Genomic DNA, 17,384 nt, shown 5'->3' with positions numbered 1-17,384 from the left:
TATGCGCAACGACCTTGGTCCGTAACCTTTTGTGCTGTTGCCAGGTCTGGCGTTGCAGGCGAAGGGAGTAGGGATATGCGGTGGTGGTTGTGTGGAGTGTTGTTGCTGACTTCTGTGGGTATCAGGGCTGGGGAGGTATTCCTGATTCCAGAGAACAATCCCAAGCCGATTTATCCGATGGCGCTGCATCGGGCGGGCATCACCGGCATGGTGCGTATCAGCATGCTCGTGAAAGCCGATGGATCCGTCAGTAATGCCGAGATTGCGCAAGAGGCGCATCCCGAGCTCGCAGAAGCTTCATTGGCCGCCGTCAATCAATGGCGATTCAAGCCGTGGACAATTACCGAGGATCAGCCTGCGCAAATCATCGTGGTCGCACCCATGGAGTACAGGCTGGACAGCGATCATCCCTTACACGTCAATAAGGAGTTGGAACGGGTGAAATGCAATGCCATCACTCGGGCATCGTTGAACATCGCCACTTCCTCATGGGTGGATCTGCCGGTTTTCAGCTGGACCCGCAGTTACCTGACCCACTCGCTTTCACCGACGCAACTGCCGGAAGAGAAGCGTCTGGCGCTGATTGCCAAGCTCAACAAAAGCATCCCTACGATAGTCATGCGCTGTAATTCCTACCCGGCGAGTCGGTATGTACGGTTTTTGCCGGAGGAGATTCGGGTGTTGCTCTGAATCTCAAAAATAAGCGCGACTCAAGGCCGCGCTTATTGGCAGGCGGAGATTCAGCGAACCTGCACCACCACTTTCCCGACCGCCTTGCGCTGTCCAAGGTCATTGATCGCCTGCGCTGCATTGCTCAGCGGATACACCTGTGACACCAGCGGTTTCAACTTGCCTTCGGCAAACCAGCCAAACAACTGCTGGAAATTCGCCGCATTGTCCTGCGGCTGGCGTTGGGCAAATGAGCCCCAGAACACGCCGAGCACAGCGGCGCCCTTGAGCAGGGCCAGGTTGACCGGCAATTCGGGAATGCGTCCGCTGGCGAAGCCGACCACCAGCAGGCGGCCGTTCCAGGCGATGGCGCGGATGGCCTGATCGAACAGGTCGCCACCGACCGGGTCGTAGATCACGTCGGCGCCCTGGCCGTCGGTGAGGCGCTTGATTTCATCCTTGAGGCTGGTTTCGCTGTAGTTGATCAACTCATCGGCGCCAGCAGCCTTGGCCACGGCGAGTTTCTCTGCGCTGCTGGCGGCGGCGATGACGCGGGCGCCCATGGCTTTGCCGATTTCCACCGCTGCCAGGCCGACGCCGCCGGAAGCGCCGAGCACCAGCAGGGTTTCACCGGGTTGCAGGTTGGCGCGCTGCTTGAGGGCGTGCATCGAGGTGCCGTAGGTCATGCTGAACGCGGCGGCGGTGTTGAAGTCCATCGACGGCGGGATAGGCAGCACGTTGTAGCCCGGCACCGCGACCTGTTCGGCGAAACTACCCCAGCCGGTCAGGGCCATGACCCGGTCGCCGACTTTCAGGTGGCTGACCTTTTCGCCCACTTCGCTGACGATCCCGGCCGCTTCACCGCCCGGGGAAAACGGGAAGGGCGGTTTGAACTGGTACTTGCCCTCGATGATCAGCGTGTCGGGGAAATTAACCCCGGCGGCGTGCACCTCCAGCAGGACTTCGTTCTTCTTTGCGACAGGACTGGCGACTTCTTCCAGCACCAGCGATTCGGCGGGGCCGAAGGCTTTGCACAGCACGGCTTTCATCAGGGCTATTCCTTTGGGAGTGATGGCCGATAAGTGTAGGTGTGTGAGTCGACGGGTCAACGAGCATGCCCGGCCCTGATAGTCAGCCATAAGCTTGTGCTGGCGTGGCGGGTCGTTATGCTAGGCCGCAAACCGGATAAGGAGCGAATTGTGAAAGCGTGGATCATGTTGATGCTGGCCCTGTCTCTGCCTGTGGCAGCGGTGGCCGAAGAAGCCAAAGAAGAAACAGCGCCGAAGGTCAACTACATCACGTTGAGCCCGCCGTTCGTGGGTAACTACGGACTGGACGGTACGCCGAAGCTCAAGGTCTACAAGGCTGATGTGGCGTTGCGTGTGACCGGTGATGAGGCGACCAAAGCAGTGAAGGCCAATGAGCCGTTGATTCGTAACCAGCTGGTGGCGCTGTTTGCCCAACAGACCACCGAGACGATGAATAACGTTGAGGCCAAGGAAAAGCTGCGTCAGGAAGCGCTGAAACAGACCCAGCAGATCATGAATGATGAAACCGGCAAGCCGGTGGTTGAGGATTTGTTGTTCAACAACCTGATCATCCAGTAATGCTGGATCCGTAGGAGCCGGCTTGCTGGCGATAGCGCCCTCGAGACCGCCATCGTCAGCAAGCCGGCTCCTACGAAGGCATATCAGCGCAGTGCAATCACTGCCGCCCACTGATCTTCAGTCACTGGCATCACCGAAAGCCGCGAACCCTTCTGCACCAATGGCATCTCGGCCAACGCAGCCTGCTGCTTCAGATAGTCCAACTTCAGCACCCGAGCAAACGTTTCGACGTGGGCGACATCGATCGCACTCCAGGCGTTTTTCTCTGCTGTGGCCTTTGGGTCGTAGTAATGGCTTTCCGGATCCAGCGCCGTAGGGTCCGGATACGCGGCTTCGACAATCTTGCCGATCCCGGCAATACCTGGCTCGGGGCAGCTTGAGTGATAAAAGAAAAACTCGTCCCCCACCGTCATCGCCCGCAGGAAGTTGCGCGCCTGATAGTTGCGAACTCCGTCCCAGCGCGCTTTGCCGAGCTTTTCCAGCCCCTTTATCGAGAGTTCGTCGGGCTCGGATTTCATCAGCCAATAGGCCATGGTCTTGGCTCCTTGCGAGGTGAATGGGCAGGTTGTCAGGCGATTTTATGACAAACCGACAGTCGGTTGACGCCATCATTTGCGCAGCGGTTCACGTTGACGCAAAATGCCGGCCTTTAAAGCTTGACGCTGCTGCACGGCCTACAAACGGAAACCGCTGCTGTCATCGTGTTGATATGCCTTTGGGGGGCAATCGATGAAACGCAAACCGGATTTACTATGGATTTTGGTCATTTTGTTCGGCCTTGGCGTCGTGACCACTGGCTATGCCCAAAGCCTGTGGGCCAACAAGACCGATGCGCCGGTCGAACTCGCAGAGCTGCAACAACAGTCGACAGCCTTCAAGCGCTGATCCTGTCTTTTCGGCGCCGCTGATTCCAGTGGCGCCTAATCCGCGTAATACCAGGCCTTGTCCGTAACCGTCCCTTGCAGCGGCACATCCCAGCTCGCCTGAGCCAATCGCTCGACTTTCTGGCATTCATGGGCCAGCCCCAACAACGTCGGCTTGCGCCAGTCATTGCGACGCGCCAGGTAGGCCAGGCTTCGATCATAGAAGCCGCCACCCATGCCCAGTCGTCCACCGACGTCGTCAAAACCCACCAGCGGAAGCAGTACCAGGTCCAGCGCCCAGATTTTGCGCTGGCGGGCGATGTTGGCTCGTGGTTCGAGGATTCGGAAGCGGTTGGGCTTGAGTTTTTCCCCAGGGCGAACTCGCTGGAAGGCCATTTTGGTTCGCGGCCAGGCGCTCAGCACCGGAAGGTAAGTGGCCTTGCCTCGGCGTTGGGCGGCACGCAACAGCAGGCACGGGTCGATTTCACCGTCGGTGGGCAGGTAGAGCGAGATGTGTTTGGCGCGGCGAAACAATGGCTGTTGAGCCAATTGTCTATACAGCCCGCGAGCGGCCTGGCGCTGCTGACTGGGTGTCAGTGCGCGGCGGGCCTTGCGCAGCATGCGTCGAAGTTGCGGGCGGGGAAGCAGCGCAGGTTCGGTCATGGAATCGGGCTTCGGCAGGACGGATACGTAAATCGTACCCGTAAAAAAGCCGATGCCGGTATTTGAACCGGCATCGGACTGGAATCAGGCTCCCCGGATGGACCGCTGCTGACTTAGCCCTTGAACCCGAAAGTTCAAGGTGGAAGATGCAGTAGGCTTTAAGGCTTTCCGTCTAGCGGACATGCACACCAGCCCAACGTGCAACCTCCAGGGTAGTGCGAATCGGCTCAGGGACGTGGTCAACTGGCAAGCACCCCAGGGAGTGATGCGAGTATAACTCAAGCGATCGCGCGAATCAGCCTTTGGTGACGTCCGGATCGGTGGCGAGCACCAGATCGACACGATCGAGCAAGTCGCGAACCTGCTCGCGGGTCGAACCGCTTGCCTGTGCATCCGGGCGTTCTTCCTTGTGCAGCAGGTCATGCGTGATGTTCAGCGCAGCCATTACGGCGATGCGATCGGCGCCGATGACTTTGCCGCTGCTGCGGATCTCGCGCATCTTGCCGTCCAGGTAGCGGGCGGCGCTCACCAGATTGCTGCGTTCTTCCTGGGGGCAGATGATCGAATACTCTTTGTCGAGGATCTGCACGGTGACGCTATTGCTTGAACTCATGAGTCTTGCTCCAGGGCCTTGAGGCGCGAAATCATCGATTCGACCTTACGCCGGGCGATTTCGTTTTTTTCAATGAGGTGCGCGCGTTCCTCGCGCCAGGTCTTTTCCTGAGCTAGTAAGAGTCCGTTTTGGCTCTTAAGTTGCTCGACTCGGGTAATCAGCAACTCGAGTCTGGCCATCAGTGCTTGCAGATCGGTGTCTTCCATTGTCTTCACTGTCTGATGGGTGTTGGACTGCGTGAGCGAACGTGTTGGCGATGAACCTGAGAACGTTGCGGGGTGTCAGGTACCCAGCGTAATCGTTTGCGACCATCGCGAGCGTGCTCGCTCCTACGGGGTAGTCGATGTAGGATACAAGGCCTTCATTCTAGACATAGCGCCGTCTGGCGCCTAGCTGCCCATGACCATTCAGAATTCCCCGTACCAAGCCTTCGCCACCCTGCTGACTTCCAGCGGCCATAACGTCTCACCTGCCGAATTGCATGGACTGCTGCTCGGCCGCAGCTGCGCCGGCGCTGGTTTCGAGCCAGAAGGCTGGCTGATCGATGCGGCCGAACTGCTCGAAAACGAGCCGCAGGACAACGTTCGCAGCGCCTTGATCGGTTTGCAAGAGATGGTAAAGGGAGAGCTCACCGGCGATGACGTAACTGTCGTTTTGTTGCTGCCGACCGACGATGCGCCGCTCACGGAGCGTGCCGCCGCCCTGGGCCAATGGTGCCAGGGTTTCCTCAGTGGCTTCGGCCTGAACTGCCGTGACAGCAGCGCCCTGAGCACTGAGGCCACTGAGGTTCTGCAGGATCTGGCGGCCATTTCCCAGGTGCAAGACGCCCTGGAGGAGTCCGACGACGGTGAAAACGACTATATGGAAGTCATGGAGTACCTGCGCGTCGCGCCGCTGCTGTTGTTCTCCGAGACCAAAAAAGACGTACCGGCCGCTGCCAAACCGTCTTTGCATTAATCGTAAGAAAGGGAAAACCATCTGCCCATGATCCATATCCCGAAATCGGAATACAGCCGTCGCCGCAAGGCCTTGATGGCGCAGATGGAACCCAACAGCATCGCCATTCTGCCCGCCGCCGCAGTTGCCATCCGCAACCGCGATGTCGAGCACGTCTACCGCCAGGACAGTGATTTCCAATACCTCAGCGGTTTTCCCGAGCCTCAGGCTGTGCTGGTGTTAATGCCGGGGCGCGTGCATGGCGAATACATCCTGTTCTGCCGCGAACGCAACGCCGAACGCGAGTTGTGGGATGGTCTGCGTGCGGGGCAAGAGGGCGCTATTCGCGATTTCGGCGCTGACGACGCATTCCCTATCACCGATATCGACGACATCCTGCCGGGCCTGATCGAAGGTCGCGACCGGGTGTATTCGGCGATGGGCAGCAACCCCGAATTCGACCGTCACCTGATGGACTGGATCAACGTGATCCGCTCCAAGGCCAACCTCGGCGCCCAGCCACCGAACGAATACGTTGCCCTGGATCATCTGCTTCACGACATGCGCCTGTATAAATCGACGACAGAAGTGAAGGTGATGCGCGAGGCCGCGCGGATTTCCGCCCAAGCGCACATTCGGGCCATGCAGGCTTGCCGCGCCGGGCTGCACGAATTCAGTCTGGAAGCGGAGCTTGATTACGAATTCCGCAAGGGCGGAGCGAAAATGCCGGCCTATGGTTCGATCGTCGCGGCGGGACGCAACAGCTGCATCCTGCATTACCAGCAGAATGATGCGGTGCTCAAGGACGGTGACCTGGTGTTGATCGACGCCGGTTGCGAGATCGATTGCTACGCCAGTGATATCACCCGCACCTTTCCTGTCAGCGGCAAGTATTCAGCGGAACAGAAAGCGATTTACGAGTTGGTACTGGCTTCCCAGGAAGCGGCCTTCGCCGAAATCGCACCGAACAAGCACTGGAATCAGGCGCACGAAGCGACGGTCCGGGTCATCACGGCCGGTCTGGTCAAACTCGGCCTGCTTGAGGGTGACATCGACGAGTTGATCGCCAGCGAAGCCTACAAGGCCTTTTACATGCACCGGGCCGGGCATTGGCTGGGGATGGACGTGCATGATGTCGGCGAATACAAGGTCGGTGGCGAATGGCGCGTTCTGGAAGTCGGCATGGCGCTGACCGTGGAGCCGGGCATTTACATTGCTACGGACAATCAGAAAGTCGCAAAAAAATGGCGTGGCATTGGCGTGCGCATCGAGGACGACGTAGTGGTCACTAAAACCGGCTGTGAAATCTTGACCCGTGGCGTGCCGAAAACGGTTGCCGAGATCGAGGCCCTGATGGCTCAAGCGCGGACGCAAGCCGCATGAGTCGAGTCAATCTGGCAATTATCGGTGGCGGTCTGGTCGGTGCGAGCCTGGCGTTGGCTTTACAGGCCGGGGCCAAGGCCCGGGGCTGGAAGATCGTGCTGATCGAACCGTTTGCCCCTGGCGACACGTATCAACCGAGTTACGACGCCCGTTCTTCGGCGTTGTCCTTCGGTTCTCGGCAGATTTACCAGCGGTTGGGCATCTGGCAGGAAATTTCCCGTCGCGCCGAACCGATCAAGCAGATTCATGTGTCCGACCGTGGCCGTTTTTCCACTGCGCGGCTGTCGGCCATGGAAGAGGGCGTTCCCGCGCTGGGTTATGTGGTTGAAAACGCTTGGCTGGGCCAATGCCTGTGGCAAGGCCTGGACAAGGATGTGATCAGCTGGCGTTGCCCGGCGGAAGTTACGCGCATGGAGCCGCTGACCGATGGCTATCGCCTGACCCTCAACGATGAAACCACTCTGGAGTGCGACCTCGCGGTGCTCGCCGATGGCGGTCGTTCCGGTCTGCGCGAGCAACTGGGGATCGGCATCAAGAAGCGCCCGTACAACCAGAGCGCGCTGATTGCCAACATCACCCCGAGCGAATCCCACAACGGCATGGCGTTCGAGCGCTTCACCGATGACGGTCCAATGGCATTGCTGCCGCTGCCGGACAATCGCTGTGCGCTGGTCTGGACCCGTCTGGGGATGGACGCGCAACGGCTCGCGGCCCTCGATGAACGCAGTTTTCTCAGCGAGTTGCAGGGCGTGTTCGGCTATCGCCTCGGCACGTTGAAACAGGTCGGAGCGCGGCATCTGTATCCGTTGACGCTGGTGGAGGCCGAGGAGCAGGTGCGTGCGCATCTGGCCGTGCTCGGCAACGCCGCTCACAGCCTGCACCCGATTGCCGGCCAGGGTTTCAACCTGTCCCTGCGTGATGCTCAGGCGTTGGCCGATGCCTTGCTCGCCAGTGAAAAACCACTGGGCGATTTCGCCACGTTGCAGGCGTACCGCGAACATCAGCGCCTCGATCAGGACCTCACCGTGGGCTTCTCCGATCAGGTCACGCGGCTGTTCGGCAGCACCCAGCCGCTGGTGTCCCTGGGGCGCAACATTGGCTTGCTCGGTCTCGACCTGCTGCCCCCGGCCAAGCGCTGGTTCGCTCGCCAGGCCATGGGTTTGGGTACTCGTCCTGATGCTTAAGTGGCTGACTCGCAAAATCGGCAAGGCGCGATTGATGCGCCGCTTCATGAGCTTCTATCCGCCATACCTGGGCGCGGGCGTGCGGGTGCAACACATCAGCGATGACTTCCGGGATGTCCGGGTGAGCATGGGCCTGACCTGGTACAACCGCAATTACGTCGGTACCCAGTTCGGGGGCAGCCTGTACTCGATGGTCGATCCGTTTTTCATGTTGATGCTGATGGAAAACCTCGGACGCCAATACATCGTCTGGGACAAAGCCGCCGACATCGATTTCATCTCGCCGGGCAAAGGTCCGGTCTTCGCCCGCTTCACCATCGACGACACCTTGCTCGATGAGATCCGCCGGCAGACGGCCAATGGCGAAAAATACCTGCCGCAATTGCAAGTCGATATTCACGACGGCGCTGGCCACCTCGTGGCCCGGGTCGGGAAAACCCTTTACGTGCGGCTCAAGCCGCAAGAGAGACAGGCTTAAAGCATGGAAATGCGCGCAGATCTGCTGATTGTCGGGGCAGGAATGGTTGGTAGCGCCCTGGCGCTGGCGTTGCAGGACAGCGGGCTGGAAGTGCTGCTGCTGGACGGCAGCCCGTTGAGCGTCAAGCGCTTCGACGACCAGGCGCCGTTTGAACCGCGGGTGAGCGCCTTGTCGGCGGCAAGCCAGCGGATTCTCGAGCGCCTGGGCGTATGGGACGGTATCGTCAAACGCCGCAGTGCCCCTTACACCGACATGCACGTCTGGGACGGCAGCGGCACCGGGCAGATCCACTTCTCGGCCGCCAGCGTGCATGCCGACGTGCTGGGGCATATCGTCGAGAACCGCGTTGTTCAGGATGCCTTGCTTGATCGATTGCACGATGGCGACCTGGGGATGCTGGCCAACGCGCGCCTGGAGCAGATGCGCCGCTCCGGTGACGACTGGCTGCTGACCCTGGCCGATGGCCGCACCTTGCGCGCGCCGCTGGTGATCGCGGCGGACGGCGCCAATTCGGCGGTGCGACGCCTGACCGGTGTCGCGACGCGCGAGTGGGATTACCTGCACCACGCGATCGTCACCAGTGTGCGTTGCTCGAAACCTCATCAAATGACGGCCTGGCAGCGATTTACCGACGACGGTCCTTTGGCCTTCCTGCCGCTGGGGCGGGATGGTCAACAGGATTGGTGTTCAATTGTCTGGTCGACCACGCCAGGCGAGGCTGATCGCCTGATGGCAATGGACGACGAGGGGTTCTGCAAGGCGCTTGAGCGGGCCTTCGAAGGGCGGCTCGGTGAAGTCCTCAGTGCCGATCCACGATTGTGTGTGCCGCTGCGTCAACGCCATGCCAAGCGCTATGTGGCTGAAGGCCTGGCGTTGATCGGCGATGCGGCCCACACCATTCACCCACTGGCCGGGCAAGGTGTGAACCTTGGATTTCTCGATGCTGCGGTGTTGGCTGAAGTGCTGTTGCAAGCCGCTGCCAGAGGCGAGCGGCTTGCGGATGTAAAGGTGCTCAGCCGGTTTGAGCGTCGTCGCATGCCGCACAACCTGGCGTTGATGGCCGCGATGGAAGGCTTCGAGCGGTTGTTCCAGGCCGATCCGCTGCCGGTGCGCTGGTTGCGCAATACCGGGTTGAAGATGGTTGACCAGATGCCCGAGGCCAAGGCGTTGTTTGTGCGTGAGGCGTTAGGGCTGATCGGCGATTTGCCAGCGCTCGCCAAAGCCTGAGGTTCTCCTACAGCGAGTGCGGTGGGATTTGCGGTTGTGCAACATCTGGTAACTCCTCCGCAAACTGTTCGATTGAGAAGGGAAATGTGAGTCCTTATCATTTGGCCTCATTTTTTCAATCGAGAGACCGCTCCCATGTTGGCACCGAAGCGTCTACTGACCGCAATCGCCCTGACCCTGATCGGCAGCACCGCCGCTCAGGCTGCTGACGAGGTGGTGGTCTATTCCTCGCGGATCGACGAGCTGATCAAGCCAGTCTTCGATGCCTACACCGCCAAGACCGGTGTAAAGGTGAAGTTCATCACCGACAAGGAAGCGCCGCTGATGCAGCGCATCAAGGCCGAGGGCGAGAATGCCACGGCCGACCTGCTGCTGACCGTCGATGCCGGTAACCTCTGGCAGGCCGAGCAGATGGGCATCCTCCAGCCGTTCACCTCGAAGACCATCGACACCAACATACCGCTGCAATATCGCGCCGCTTCCCACGCCTGGACCGGTCTGAGCCTGCGGGCACGGACCATCGCCTATTCCACTGACCGCGTGAAACCGGGCGAACTGACCACCTACGAAGCGCTGGCCGACAAAAACTGGGAAGGTCGCTTGTGCCTGCGCACGGCGAAGAAGGTCTACAACCAGTCCCTGACCGCTACCATGATCGAAGTGCACGGCGCCGAGAAGACCGAGAAAATTCTCAAGGGTTGGGTCAACAACCTGTCGACCGACGTGTTCTCCGACGACGTCGCGGTACTGGAGGCGATCAATGCCGGTCAGTGCGACGTCGGCATCGTCAACACCTACTACTACGGCCGCCTGCACAAGCAGAAACCGGACCTGCCGGTAAAACTGTTCTGGCCAAACCAGGCCGACCGGGGCGTGCACGTCAACTTGTCGGGTATCGGCCTGACCAAGTACGCCCCGCACCCGGAAGCGGCCAAGGCGCTGGTGGAGTGGATGACTACGCCTGAGGCGCAGAAAATCTTCGCCGATGTGAACCAGGAGTTCCCGGCCAACCCGGCTGTGCAGCCATCGGCTGAAGTCGCGGCCTGGGGCAAGTTCATTGCCGATACCTTGCCTGTGGAAATCGCCGGCAAGCGCCAAGCCGAAGCGATTCGCCTGATGGATCGCGCTGGCTGGAACTGAGTCGCCCGTTATACTGCGCCCCGCCTATGCGGGGCGTTTTGTTTGTGCGCCCCGCGTTTTGCTCCTGTAGGAGCCTGCTTGCTGGCGAAGGCGTTCTTGCGTGTTGCAGCGATCTTTCGGCCGTCTTCGCTGGCAAGCCAGCTCCTACAAAATCTATCCACTTCCAATTCTGACCATTTCATCGTTTAGAGAGCTTTGTCCTTGGCCCACCCCGCCCAACGCCGCTGGTATCCCCTGGTCTTCGCCATCGCTGCGTTGGTTCTGCTGCCCCTGAGCGTGCTGCTGCTGTCCTGGCAAACCATCGATCAACAGATCTGGTCCCACCTCTGGGACACGCAGATGCCACGGTTGTTGGGCAATACGCTGACGCTGGTGTTGGGCGTCGGTGTGGGTGTGACGCTTCTAGGCGTGAGCCTTGCCTGGCTGACCAGCCTTTGCGAGTTCCCCGGTCGACGCTGGCTTGATTGGGCGTTGATGCTGCCGTTCGCCATTCCTGCCTACGTGCTGGCCTTCGTCTTCGTCGGCCTGCTGGATTTCGCCGGGCCGGTGCAGTCTCTGCTGCGCGAATGGTTTGGTACTGGGCTGCGTCTGCCACGTGTGCGCTCCACGGGCGGCGTAATTGTCGTGCTCGTGCTGGTGTTCTATCCCTACGTATATCTGCTGGCGCGCACCGCGTTCCTCGCCCAAGGCAAAGGCCTGATGGAAGCGGCGCGGGTCCTGGGACAGTCGCCGTGGCAGGCGTTCTGGCGTGTGGCATTGCCGATGGCGCGGCCGGCCATTGGCGCGGGTGTTGCGTTGGCGCTGATGGAAACCCTGGCGGACTTCGGGGCTGTGTCGGTGTTCAACTTCGACACCTTCACCACGGCTATCTACAAGACCTGGTACGGATTTTTCAGCCTGTCCTCTGCCGCGCAATTGGCCAGCTTGTTGCTCCTGGTGGTGATGGTCGTGCTGTACGGCGAACGCCGTGCTCGCGGAGCCAACCGGGCGAGCAACGAGCGTCCACGGGTCAAGGCGTTGTATCACTTGCGAGGATTCAAGGCGCTGGCGGCCATGACCTGGTGCGCACTGGTGTTTGCCTGCGCCTTCGTCATTCCGATGCTGCAACTGGTTGTCTGGTTCTGGCAGCGCGGGCGCCTGGATCTTGATGAGCGTTACACCGGGTTGATCGTGCACACCTTGTATCTGGGAGCGATGGCCGCGTTGATTACCGTGAGCGTCGCCCTGGTTCTTGCGTTTGCCCGGCGCCTGGCACCGACCCGAGGGATCCGGGCGGGGGTCAGCCTGGCTAATCTGGGGTACGCCTTGCCCGGCTCGGTGCTGGCTGTCTCGATCATGCTGGCGTTCAGTTACCTGGATCGTGAGCTGGTGGTTCCGCTCTCCGGTTGGCTTGGCGCAGCCGGCAAGCCGTTGCTGCTCGGCAGCCTGGCGGCGCTATTGCTGGCGTATCTGGTGCGTTTTATCGCCGTGGCATACGGACCGCTTGAAAGCAGTCTGGCGCGTATACGGCCCTCTTTGCCCGAAGCGGCACGTAGCCTTGGTGTTAGTGGGCCGCGACTGTTTTTCAAAGTGTATCTGCCGTTGTTGCTACCCGGCACCTTGAGCGCAGCCTTGCTGGTTTTTGTCGATGTACTCAAGGAAATGCCCGCGACCTTGCTGATGCGTCCGTTTGGCTGGGACACGCTGGCTGTGCGGATCTTTGAAATGACCAGCGAAGGTGAGTGGGCGAGGGCGTCTTTGCCGGCGCTGACACTGGTGTTGGTAGGCTTGTTACCGGTCATCGGATTGATCCGACGTTCGGCGCATCGAAACACCTAGGTGCCAGTCCTACACCTTGCGGCTACAATGCGCGGCATTCGGTGCGGTCCGTCTGACAGACCAGGTAGCTGAAATCGGCTGAAAGCCTTTTTTTCAAGGTATTCAAGCCGCAGCACTTGTCCGCACCTTCGCCACGCCCGGAAGGAGAAACCCATGGGACAGCGTACGCCTCTGTATGACCTTCATCTCGCCCTCGGCGCGAAGATGGTCGATTTTGGCGGTTGGGACATGCCTCTGCATTATGGATCGCAGGTCGAGGAGCACCATCAGGTGCGCCGCGATTGCGGTGTCTTCGATGTATCCCACATGACCGTGATCGATGTCGGCGGCCTCCAGGCCAAAGCCTGGCTTCAGCATTTGCTGGCCAATGATGTCGAGCGCCTGCACAGCCCTGGCCGTGCGTTGTACAGCGCCATGCTCAACGAGCAGGGCGGTATCGTCGACGACATGATCGTCTATCGCCTCGACGAGGGTTATCGCCTGGTGGTCAATGCGTCCACTCGCGATCAGGACATGGCGTGGATATCATCCCATCGCGACGGCTTTGATGTGCAGCTGAGCGAGCGCTCCGAAATGGCGATGCTGGCCATTCAAGGCCCCCACGCCCGCCAGAAAATTGCGGAACTGGTGAGCCAGTCCCGCAGCAACCTGATCCAGCTACTCAAGCCTTTCGAAGGGCAGCCCGACGGGGACTGGTTTATCGCTCGCACCGGTTATACCGGTGAGGATGGGCTGGAAATCATTCTTCCCGCCGATCAGGCGCCGGGATTTTTCAACGACCTGGTTGGTGCCGGAATCTCTCCGATAGGCCTCGGTGCCCGGGATACCTTGCGCGTCGAGGCCGGCATGAACCTCTACGGTCAAGACATTCAACAAGACGTTTCGCCTTTGGCCTCCAACATGGCCTGGAGCATCGCCTGGGAACCGGCCTCGCGCCAGTTCATCGGCCGCTCGGCACTGGAAGCGGAAAAGGCTGCCGGGATCCAGCACAAACTGGTAGGGCTGGTCCTTGAAGAACGCGGAGTTTTGCGCGCTCATCAGGTGGTTCGCATAGCCGATGTTGGCGAAGGGGAGATCACCAGTGGTAGTTTCTCTCCTACGCTTAGCAAGTCGATTGCACTGGCGCGCGTGCCGATGGCAACAGCCGACCGCGCCGAAGTGGAAATCCGTGGCAAGTGGTACCCGGTCCGAGTGGTCAAACCGACCTTCGTTCGCCACGGCAAAACCTTGATCTAATCTTTTCCAGCGGTTAACGACCGCTGACATTTCCTGAGGACACAGAACATGAGCGATATCCCTGCCGACCTGCGTTTTGCCGAAAGTCACGAATGGGCACGTCTGGAAGCCGATGGCACCGTCACCGTGGGCATCAGCGATCACGCGCAGGAAGCGCTGGGTGATGTGGTATTTGTTGAGTTGACCGAAGTCGGCAACGTATTTGCTGCTCAAGATCAGGCGGGTGTCGTTGAATCGGTTAAAGCCGCTTCCGACATCTACTCGCCGATTGCCGGTGAAGTGATCGCAGTCAACGAAGAGCTGGGCGCCAACCCGGAATTGCTCAACTCCGACCCGTACGGAGCGTGGATCTTCAAGATCAAGCCAAGCAATGCCACTGATCTGGACAAGCTGCTCGATGCCGCCGGTTACCAGGCCGCCATCGGCGAATAAGCTTAAGCGTCACCCCAAAGCCCCGACCCGTCGGGGCTTTTTGTTGTCTGGCGATTTTCCCTTCTTGTAGGAGCGAGCTTGCTCGCGATGGATCGTTAACGAAAACGCTACAACCCTGGCCCCCCGCGGCGCGCTCGCTGTCATCGCGAGCAAGCTCGCTCCTACAAGGGTGGCTGCTATGCTGGTTTGACCGTATTGCATCGACGTTGAGCGCCAGTCAAGAGAGAGCCCGTCATGTCCCAGTTGCCGTCCCTGAGCCAGTTACGCGATCCCAATGCCTTTCTCCGCCGCCACCTGGGGCCTGATGCCGCCGAGCAGCAGGCGATGCTCGACAGTCTCGGCCTTGGCAGCCGGGTTGAGCTGATCGAGCAAACAGTGCCGCCTGGCATCCGCCTGAACCGTGCGCTGGACCTGCCCCCGGCACTCGACGAAGAAGCCGCACTGGCCAAGTTGCGCGGTTACGCCGAACAGAACCAGGTCTGGACCAGCCTGATCGGGATGGGCTACCACGGCACCCTCACACCGGCTGTCATCTTGCGCAACGTGCTGGAAAATCCCGGCTGGTACACCGCGTACACGCCCTATCAGCCGGAGATTGCCCAGGGGCGACTCGAAGCATTGTTGAATTTCCAGCAACTGACCATCGATCTCACCGGCCTGGAACTGGCCAACGCGTCGTTGCTGGATGAAGCCACTGCGGCGGCGGAAGCCATGGCCTTGGCCAAGCGGGTCGCCAAGTCGAAAAGCAATGTGTTCTTCGTCGATGAGAACTGTCATCCGCAGACCATTTCCGTGGTGCAGACCCGCGCCGAAGGGTTCGGATTCGAGCTGGTCGTCGACGCTGTGGATAACTTGAAACAGCACCAGGTGTTCGGCGCGCTGATGCAGTACCCAGATACCCACGGCGAGATCCGCGATCTGCGACCCTTGATCGATCACCTGCATGCCCAGCAAGCGATTGCCTGTGTCGCCACGGATCTGTTGAGTCTGCTGCTGCTGACGCCTCCCGGGGAATTGGGTGCGGATGTGGTTTTCGGTTCCTCCCAGCGTTTCGGCGTGCCAATGGGCTATGGCGGCCCCCATGCGGCCTTCTTTGCCAGTCGAGACGAATACAAACGAGCGATTCCGGGGCGGATCATTGGTGTTTCCAAGGATGCGCGCGGCAACATTGCCCTGCGCATGGCCCTGCAAACCCGCGAGCAACATATCCGTCGGGAAAAGGCCAACTCGAACATCTGTACTGCCCAGGTGTTGCTGGCCAATATCGCCAGTTTTTATGCGGTTTATCACGGCCCCGAAGGGCTCAAGCGCATCGCCCAGCGCGTCCATCGCCTGACCTGCATCCTCGCCGAAGGCCTGGCGCGAAACGGAATCAACCACGTCAATCAGCACTTTTTCGACACCCTGACCCTCGATGTCGGGGGAACCCAGACCGCTATCATCGAAAGTGCCCGGGCGGCGCAGATCAACCTGCGTATTCTCGGGCGCGGGCAACTGGGCCTGAGCCTGGATGAGACCTGCGATGAAACCACCGTCGCCAAACTGTTCGATGTTTTTCTCGGGGCCGATCACGGGCTCAGCATTGAGAGTCTCGATGCTGAAACCTTGCCGGGCGGCATTCCCGAAGGGCTGCTGCGAACTTCGCCTTATCTGCGCCACCCGGTGTTCAGCGCCCATCACAGCGAAACCGAGATGCTGCGTTACCTCAAGCAACTGGAAAACAAGGATCTGGCGCTCAACCAATCGATGATCCCGCTGGGCTCATGCACCATGAAGCTCAATGCCACCAGTGAGATGATCCCCATCACCTGGCCGCAGTTCGCCAACCTGCACCCGTTTGTGCCCAAAGAGCAGGCCGTGGGTTACACGTTGATGATCGAAGAACTGGAGCGCTGGCTGTGCGCGATTACCGGATTCGATGCCATTTGCATGCAGCCCAACTCGGGTGCGCAGGGTGAATACGCCGGGCTGCTGGCAATCCGCAAATACCACGAGAGTCGCCAACAGGGCGGTCGGGATATTTGCCTGATTCCATCATCGGCCCATGGCACCAATCCGGCGTCGGCACAAATGGCCGGTATGCGCGTGGTGATCGTCGAATGCGATGAGGCGGGTAACGTCGACCTCGACGATCTAAAGGGAAAAGCGGCAGCTGCCTCTGACAAGCTCGCCTGTCTGATGGCGACCTACCCATCGACCCACGGTGTGTACGAGGAAGGCATCAGCGAGATTTGCGAAGTGATCCACCAGCACGGCGGCCAGGTGTACATGGACGGCGCCAACCTCAATGCCCAGGTCGGTCTGGCGCGACCGGCGGACATCGGTGCCGATGTGTCGCACATGAACCTGCACAAAACGTTTTGCATTCCCCACGGCGGTGGCGGGCCAGGCATGGGGCCGATTGGTGTGCGCGCGCATCTGGCGCCGTTCGTGGCCAATCACCCGGTGGTGCCGATCGATGGGCCGCAACCGCAGAACGGTGCGGTCAGCGCTGCGCCTTGGGGCAGTGCGAGCATTTTGCCGATCAGCTGGATGTACATCGCCATGATGGGGCCGCAACTGGCGGATGCCAGCGAAGTGGCGATCCTCGCCGCGAATTACCTGGCGCGGCATTTGTCCGGCGCATTCCCGGTGCTCTACACCGGGCGCAACGAGCGTGTGGCCCACGAATGCATTCTCGATTTGCGACCGCTCAAGGCGCTGACCGGCATTACCGAAGAGGATGTGGCCAAGCGTTTGATGGACTACGGATTCCATGCGCCGACCATGTCGTTTCCGGTGCCGGGAACGCTAATGGTTGAACCGACCGAAAGTGAATCGAAGGCCGAACTGGATCGCTTTATCGGGGCGATGCTGAGTATTCGTGCGGAAATCAACGAGGTGCAAAACGGCAACTGGCCCGCCGAAGAAAATCCGTTGAAAGGGGCGCCGCATACCCTCGCCGATATCACCGGCATCTGGGAACGGCCGTACAGCGTCGAACAGGCAATCACCCCGGATGCACACACCAAGGCTCATAAATACTGGCCGGCGGTGAATCGGGTGGACAACGTGTACGGGGACCGGAACCTTTTTTGTGCGTGTGTGCCGGTGGATGATTACCGTTAGGCAAGATCAAAAGATCTTCCGAACGCG

At 60.1% G+C, this 17,384-nt stretch carries 18 protein-coding genes and 1 other RNA gene; 13 read left to right on the top strand and 6 right to left on the bottom strand.

The features are described 5' to 3' along the window. The first annotated feature begins 96 nt into the window (after positions 1-96). Entirely contained in the window at positions 97-690 is a 594-nt protein-coding gene (locus QMK58_RS28575; RefSeq protein WP_320396570.1) for an energy transducer TonB, read from the top strand. A gap of 50 nt (positions 691-740) precedes the next feature. On the opposite strand, the gene QMK58_RS28570 is transcribed toward QMK58_RS28575, so the two are convergent. Continuing rightward, the gene (locus QMK58_RS28570; protein ID WP_053163717.1) at positions 741-1,718 is read right to left on the bottom strand and encodes an NADPH:quinone oxidoreductase family protein; all 978 of its coding nucleotides are present in this window, start codon (positions 1,716-1,718) and stop codon (positions 741-743) included. 150 nt (positions 1,719-1,868) lie between these two features. Between QMK58_RS28570 and QMK58_RS28565 the strand changes: the two genes are divergently transcribed. After that, positions 1,869-2,276: a flagellar basal body-associated protein FliL gene (locus QMK58_RS28565; RefSeq protein WP_053163714.1), complete on the top strand. Its 408-nt coding sequence runs from the start codon at positions 1,869-1,871 to the stop codon at positions 2,274-2,276. A gap of 83 nt (positions 2,277-2,359) precedes the next feature. Here QMK58_RS28565 and QMK58_RS28560 read toward each other — a convergent pair whose 3' ends face one another. After that, the gene (locus tag QMK58_RS28560) at positions 2,360-2,809 is read right to left on the bottom strand and encodes an EVE domain-containing protein (protein ID WP_053163712.1); all 450 of its coding nucleotides are present in this window, start codon (positions 2,807-2,809) and stop codon (positions 2,360-2,362) included. Positions 2,810-3,005: 196 nt separating this feature from the next. On the opposite strand from QMK58_RS28560, the gene QMK58_RS28555 reads away from it, so the two are divergent. Beyond that, positions 3,006-3,161, top strand: coding sequence for a hypothetical protein (locus QMK58_RS28555; protein ID WP_165798728.1), 156 nt, complete (start codon positions 3,006-3,008; stop codon positions 3,159-3,161). A 35-nt stretch (positions 3,162-3,196) separates the two neighbouring features. Here QMK58_RS28555 and QMK58_RS28550 read toward each other — a convergent pair whose 3' ends face one another. From QMK58_RS28550 to QMK58_RS28535, 4 genes are all read right to left on the bottom strand, one after another. Further along, on the bottom strand, positions 3,197-3,802 hold the full coding sequence (locus tag QMK58_RS28550; protein ID WP_320395715.1) for a 5-formyltetrahydrofolate cyclo-ligase: 606 nt from the start codon (positions 3,800-3,802) through the stop codon (positions 3,197-3,199). Between the two features lie 86 nt (positions 3,803-3,888). Continuing rightward, a non-coding RNA gene (gene ssrS / locus QMK58_RS28545) (6S RNA) lies at positions 3,889-4,067 on the bottom strand. 30 nt (positions 4,068-4,097) lie between these two features. Then, positions 4,098-4,415, bottom strand: coding sequence for a cell division protein ZapA (locus tag QMK58_RS28540; RefSeq protein ID WP_053163708.1), 318 nt, complete (start codon positions 4,413-4,415; stop codon positions 4,098-4,100). After that, complete coding sequence (locus QMK58_RS28535) at positions 4,412-4,621, bottom strand: TIGR02449 family protein (protein ID WP_007982902.1); 210 nt, start codon at positions 4,619-4,621, stop codon at positions 4,412-4,414. The genes QMK58_RS28540 and QMK58_RS28535 overlap by 4 nt, the downstream gene beginning before the upstream one ends. A 193-nt stretch (positions 4,622-4,814) precedes the next feature. Between QMK58_RS28535 and QMK58_RS28530 the strand changes: the two genes are divergently transcribed. The 10 genes from QMK58_RS28530 (at position 4,815) to gcvP (ending at position 17,357) form a co-directional block, all read left to right on the top strand. Further along, a complete protein-coding gene (locus tag QMK58_RS28530) occupies positions 4,815-5,372 on the top strand; it encodes a YecA family protein (RefSeq protein ID WP_053163706.1) in 558 nt (185 codons plus the stop codon). Between the two features lie 27 nt (positions 5,373-5,399). Further along, complete coding sequence (gene pepP / locus QMK58_RS28525; protein WP_053163704.1) at positions 5,400-6,734, top strand: Xaa-Pro aminopeptidase; 1,335 nt, start codon at positions 5,400-5,402, stop codon at positions 6,732-6,734. Next, entirely contained in the window at positions 6,731-7,918 is a 1,188-nt protein-coding gene (gene ubiH, locus QMK58_RS28520; protein ID WP_053163702.1) for a 2-octaprenyl-6-methoxyphenyl hydroxylase, read from the top strand. The genes pepP and ubiH overlap by 4 nt, the downstream gene beginning before the upstream one ends. Continuing rightward, a complete protein-coding gene (locus QMK58_RS28515) occupies positions 7,911-8,396 on the top strand; it encodes a DUF4442 domain-containing protein (RefSeq protein ID WP_053163700.1) in 486 nt (161 codons plus the stop codon). The genes ubiH and QMK58_RS28515 overlap by 8 nt, the downstream gene beginning before the upstream one ends. A 9-nt stretch (positions 8,397-8,405) precedes the next feature. Continuing rightward, positions 8,406-9,623, top strand: a complete 1,218-nt coding sequence (locus QMK58_RS28510; protein ID WP_320396569.1) for a 2-octaprenyl-3-methyl-6-methoxy-1,4-benzoquinol hydroxylase — start codon at positions 8,406-8,408, stop codon at positions 9,621-9,623. Between the two features lie 135 nt (positions 9,624-9,758). Next, positions 9,759-10,763 carry an extracellular solute-binding protein gene (locus tag QMK58_RS28505; RefSeq protein WP_053163697.1) on the top strand — a complete coding sequence of 335 codons (1,005 nt, stop codon included), beginning with the start codon at positions 9,759-9,761 and terminating at the stop codon, positions 10,761-10,763. 201 nt (positions 10,764-10,964) lie between these two features. Further along, entirely contained in the window at positions 10,965-12,581 is a 1,617-nt protein-coding gene (locus tag QMK58_RS28500; protein ID WP_053163694.1) for an ABC transporter permease, read from the top strand. Between the two features lie 153 nt (positions 12,582-12,734). Then, positions 12,735-13,817, top strand: coding sequence for a glycine cleavage system aminomethyltransferase GcvT (gene gcvT, locus QMK58_RS28495; protein ID WP_053163692.1), 1,083 nt, complete (start codon positions 12,735-12,737; stop codon positions 13,815-13,817). 48 nt (positions 13,818-13,865) lie between these two features. After that, positions 13,866-14,249: a glycine cleavage system protein GcvH gene (gene gcvH / locus QMK58_RS28490; protein ID WP_053163690.1), complete on the top strand. Its 384-nt coding sequence runs from the start codon at positions 13,866-13,868 to the stop codon at positions 14,247-14,249. Between the two features lie 234 nt (positions 14,250-14,483). Then, positions 14,484-17,357, top strand: coding sequence for an aminomethyl-transferring glycine dehydrogenase (gene gcvP, locus QMK58_RS28485; protein ID WP_053163688.1), 2,874 nt, complete (start codon positions 14,484-14,486; stop codon positions 17,355-17,357). The last annotated feature ends 27 nt before the right edge of the window (positions 17,358-17,384 follow it).

The sequence above is a fragment of the Pseudomonas sp. P8_241 genome, assembly GCF_034008315.1.
Lineage (GTDB): Bacteria > Pseudomonadota > Gammaproteobacteria > Pseudomonadales > Pseudomonadaceae > Aquipseudomonas.
The sequence above is the reverse complement of the archived record's forward strand: the minus strand, read 5'-3'. Positions and strand labels throughout refer to the sequence as shown.